The organism is Mesorhizobium sp. M4B.F.Ca.ET.089.01.1.1, assembly GCF_004022605.1.
GTDB lineage: Bacteria > Pseudomonadota > Alphaproteobacteria > Rhizobiales > Rhizobiaceae > Mesorhizobium > Mesorhizobium abyssinicae.
This window is the reverse complement of sequence record NZ_RZOS01000461.1, coordinates 1-4,293: the sequence shown is the minus strand read 5'-3', so window position 1 is coordinate 4,293 and position 4,293 is coordinate 1. Positions and strand designations below refer to the sequence as shown.

3 protein-coding genes are annotated in these 4,293 nt (G+C 66.3%); all 3 read left to right on the top strand.

The window, feature by feature from the left end:
- The coding region (locus EN780_RS28525) for a homocysteine S-methyltransferase family protein (protein WP_189556808.1) at window positions 1–435 on the top strand (435 nt) is incomplete at its 5' end.
- Window positions 435–1,616 carry a pyridoxal phosphate-dependent aminotransferase gene (locus tag EN780_RS28520; RefSeq protein ID WP_128275958.1) on the top strand — a complete coding sequence of 394 codons (1,182 nt, stop codon included), beginning with the start codon at window positions 435–437 and terminating at the stop codon, window positions 1,614–1,616. The genes EN780_RS28525 and EN780_RS28520, both read left to right, overlap by 1 nt.
- On the top strand, window positions 1,613–4,060 hold the full coding sequence (locus EN780_RS28515; protein ID WP_128275957.1) for an FAD-dependent oxidoreductase: 2,448 nt from the start codon (window positions 1,613–1,615) through the stop codon (window positions 4,058–4,060). Before EN780_RS28520 ends, EN780_RS28515 begins: the two co-directional genes overlap by 4 nt.
- Window positions 4,061–4,293 lie beyond the last annotated feature (233 nt).

Here is a 4,293-nt window from a genome sequence, read left to right as displayed (position 1 = left end):
GCGTCGGAAAGCGGCAAGCCGGTCTGGGTGTCGGGGACGCTCGCCGACCACGGCACGCCGCGCCTGCGCAGCGGCGAGACGATCGCCGCGGCGTCGAGCGCGCTCGGCGACCTGCCGGTCGCTGCCAGGCTGGTCAATTGCTGTCGGCCGGAAGCCGTGAGCGCCGCACTGCCCGAGCTGATCGCGCTCGGCGGACCGGTCGGCGCCTACGCCAACGGCTTCACCTCGATCGAGGCGCTGAAGCATGGCGGCACGGTCGACGTGCTGCATGCCCGCCACGACCTCGACCCGCAGGCCTATGCCGACCAGGCCATCGGCTGGGTCGAGGCCGGCGCCCTCATCGTCGGCGGTTGTTGCGAGGTTGGCCCCGCCCACATCGCCGCCCTGCGCGACCGGCTCGATGAGGCCGGCCACCGGATTTCGGGAGTTCAATGATGCCCAGACCCTCATCGCGCATCGCCGGCATCGTGCCTTCGGGCAAGGACGGCTGGGAGGTGCATTTCGCCGCCTGGACCCGCAAGCAGGCCGGCGAGGACATTATCATGCTGTCGGTCGGCGACCATGATTTCGACACGCCCTCGCAGACGATCGAAGCCTGCGTCAGCGCCGTTCGCGCCAGCAACCACCACTACACGCCGCTGCCCGGCCTGCCGCGACTGCGCAAGGCGATGGCGGCGGCTTCGACCGCTTGCACCGGCGTCCTGACGGAACCCGACCAGGTCATTGCCACGCAGGGCGGACAGGCGGCTCTCTACGCCGCCGTGCAGGCCGTGCTCGATCCCGGTGACCATGCCATCGTCGTCGCGCCCTACTACGCCACCTACCCCAACACGTTCAGTGCGGCGGGCGCCGAATTCACCGTGGTCGAAACCCCGGCCGAGATCGGCTTCCACCCGCGGGCCGACATGATCCGCGAGGCGCTCAAACCCAACACCCGCGCCATCCTCATCAACACACCGAACAACCCGACCGGCGCCGTGTATTCGCGCGAGCGGCTGGAGGAACTGGCGCAAGTTTGCCGCGAGCATGACCTCTGGCTGCTCTCCGACGAGGTCTACTGGACGCTCGGCGGCGGCGAGCACATCTCGCCGCGCTCGCTGCCCGGCATGGCCGAGCGCACGCTGGTCATCAATTCGATGTCGAAGAGCCACGGCATGACCGGCTGGCGCATGGGCTGGCTGACCGGCCCAAGCGAGATGATCACGCTGCTCATCAACCTCAATTTGGTGACAACCTACGGCCTGCCGGCCTTCATCTCGATCGCCTGCGCCGAGGCGCTTGAAAACCACTACGGCGTCAAGGAGATCGCCGAGCGTTACGCGGGGCGGCGCACGCTGTTCCTCGAAGCGATCCGCGGCATAAACGATGTCACCGTGCGCGGCTCCGAAGGCGGCATGTATGTGATGCTCGATATCTCGGCCGTCGAACGCGACGACGAGAAATTCGCCTGGGCGCTGCTCGACAAGGAAAAGGTCGGCGTCATGCCGGGCTCGAGTTTCGGCGAGGCCGCCGCCGGACATATCCGCATCAGCCTCTGCCAGCCGGAGCCCATCCTCAAGGAAGCAGCGCTTCGCCTGCGCCGCTTCGCTTCCGCTTACCGCCGCGAGGCCGCATGACCAAGAGCATTCCCAGCAAGGCTCGCGCTGTCATCATTGGCGGCGGCGTCTCCGGCTGCTCGGTCGCCTATCATCTGGCCAAGCTCGGCTGGACCGACATCGTGCTGCTCGAACGCAAGCAGCTCACCTGCGGCACGACCTGGCATGCCGCCGGCCTGATCGGCCAGTTGCGCGCCTCGCAGAACATGACCCGGCTGGCGAAATATTCGGCCGACCTCTACGTCAAGCTCGAAGCCGAGACCGATGTCGGCACCGGTATGCGCCAGGTCGGCTCGATCACCGTGGCGCTGACCGAAGAGCGCAAGCACGAGATCTACCGGCAGGCCTCGCTGGCCCGCGCCTTCGATGTCGATGTCCGCGAGATTTCGCCCAGCGAAGTCAAGCAGATGTATCCGCATCTCAACGTGTCCGATGTCGTCGGCGCGGTGCACCTGCCGCTCGACGGCCAGTGCGACCCCGCCAACATCGCCATGGCGTTGGCCAAGGGCGCGCGCCAGCGCGGCGCGACAGTCATCGAGAACGTCAAGGTGACCAAGGTCCACACCAAGGGAGGCCGCGTCTCCGGCGTGTCGTGGGCACAGGGCGACGAACAGGGCACGATCGAGACCGACATCGTCGTCAACTGCGCCGGGATGTGGGCGCGCGAACTCGGCCGCCAGAACGGCGTCACCATCCCGCTGCACGCCTGCGAGCACTTCTATCTCGTGACTGAGCCGATCCCGGGGCTGACCCGCTTGCCCGTGCTGCGCGTGCCGGACGAGTGCGCCTACTACAAGGAAGATGCCGGCAAGATGATGCTCGGCGCCTTCGAGCCGGTGGCCAAACCCTGGGGCATGGACGGCATTCGCGAGGATTTCTGCTTCGACCAGCTGCCCGAGGACATGGATCATTTCGAGCCGATCCTCGAAATGGGCGTCAACCGCATGCCGATGCTGGGCACCGCCGGCATCCACACCTTCTTCAACGGCCCCGAGAGTTTTACACCCGACGACCGCTACTATCTCGGCGAGGCGCCGGAACTCTCCGGCTACTGGATGGCAACCGGCTACAATTCGATCGGCATCGTCTCCTCCGGCGGCGCCGGCATGGCTTTGGCGCAGTGGATCAACGATGGCGAGGCGCCCTTCGACCTCTGGGAGGTCGACATCCGCCGCGCCCAGCCCTTCCAGAAGAACCGCCGCTATCTCAAGGAGCGCGTCTCCGAAACCCTCGGCCTGCTCTACGCCGACCATTTCCCCTACCGCCAGATGGCGACGTCGCGCGGCATCCGCCGCTCGCCGTTGCATGAGCATCTGAAGGCGCGCGGCGCCGTCTTTGGCGAGGTCGCCGGCTGGGAGCGTGCCAACTGGTTCGCCCGCGACGGCCAGGAGCGCGAGTACCGCTATTCCTGGAAGCGGCAGAACTGGTTCGACAACCAGCGCGAAGAGCATCTGGCGGTCAGGAACGGCGTCGGCCTGTTCGACATGACCTCGTTCGGCAAGATCCGCGTCGAGGGCCGCGACGCCTGTGCCTTCCTGCAAAGGCTCTGCGCCAACGACATGGACGTCGCGCCGGGCAAGATCGTCTACACGCAGATGCTCAACACCAAGGGCGGCATCGAGAGCGACCTCACCGTGTCGCGCCTGTCGGACACAGCCTATTTCCTCGTCGTGCCCGGCGCCACGCTGCAGCGCGACCTCGCCTGGCTGAGAAGGCATGTCGCCGACGAGTTCGTCGTTATCACCGACGTGACGGCAGCCGAGGCCGTGCTCTGCCTGATGGGGCCGGAAGCGCGAAAACTGATCCAGAAGGTGAGCCCCAACGACTTCTCCAACGAGGCCAATCCGTTCGGCACCTTTCAGGAGATCGAGATCGGCATGGGACTGGCCCGCGCCCACCGCGTCACCTATGTCGGCGAGCTCGGCTGGGAGCTTTATGTCTCGACCGAGCAGGCGGCCCACGTCTTCGAGGCGCTCACTGACGCCGGCGCGGAGGGCGGCCTGAAGCTTTGCGGCCTGCACACGCTTGATTCCTGCCGCATCGAGAAGGCCTTCCGCCATTTCGGCCACGACATCACCGACGAGGACAATGTGCTGGAAGCTGGCCTCGGTTTCGCCGTGAAGACGGCCAAGGGCGACTTCATTGGCCGTGATGCCGTGCTGCGGAAGAAGGAAGCCGGGCTGGACCGCCGGCTGCTGCAGTTCCGCCTCAAGGACCCGCAACCCCTGCTCTTCCACAACGAGGCGATCCTGCGCGACGGCAAGATCGTCGGGCCGATCACCTCGGGCAATTACGGCCACCATCTCGGCGGCGCGATCGGGCTGGGCTACGTGCCGTGCAAGGGCGAGAGCGAGGCGGATGTTCTTGCCTCGTCCTACGAGGTGGAGATCGCCGGCGAGCGCTTCGCGGCGGAGGCATCGCTGAAGCCGATGTATGACCCCAAGGCGGAGCGGGTGAAGATGTGATCTCTTCCTTCTCCCCGTTCTACGGGGAGAAGGTGCCCGAAGGGCGGATGAGGGGCAGCGCCAAGTTCTGCCAGTGAAGCGCCGCCCCTCATCTGCCTGCCGGCATCTTTGTAACTTGTCCCTTGCCGACTCTGCTATTGCAGCAGGTGCGGTGGCGGACGAGAGACCGGAGCATCTTTGGGCCTTGAAGCCCGTGGGAGAGCGAGGGTCTTCGTCCGCCGTTCCATCGACCC

Coding starts and splice junctions, on each gene's coding strand:
- EN780_RS28520 (WP_128275958.1), top strand. CDS start 435: ATGCCCAGACCCTCATCGCGCATCGCCGGCATCGTGCCTTCGGGCAAG.
- EN780_RS28515 (WP_128275957.1), top strand. CDS start 1,613: ATGACCAAGAGCATTCCCAGCAAGGCTCGCGCTGTCATCATTGGCGGC.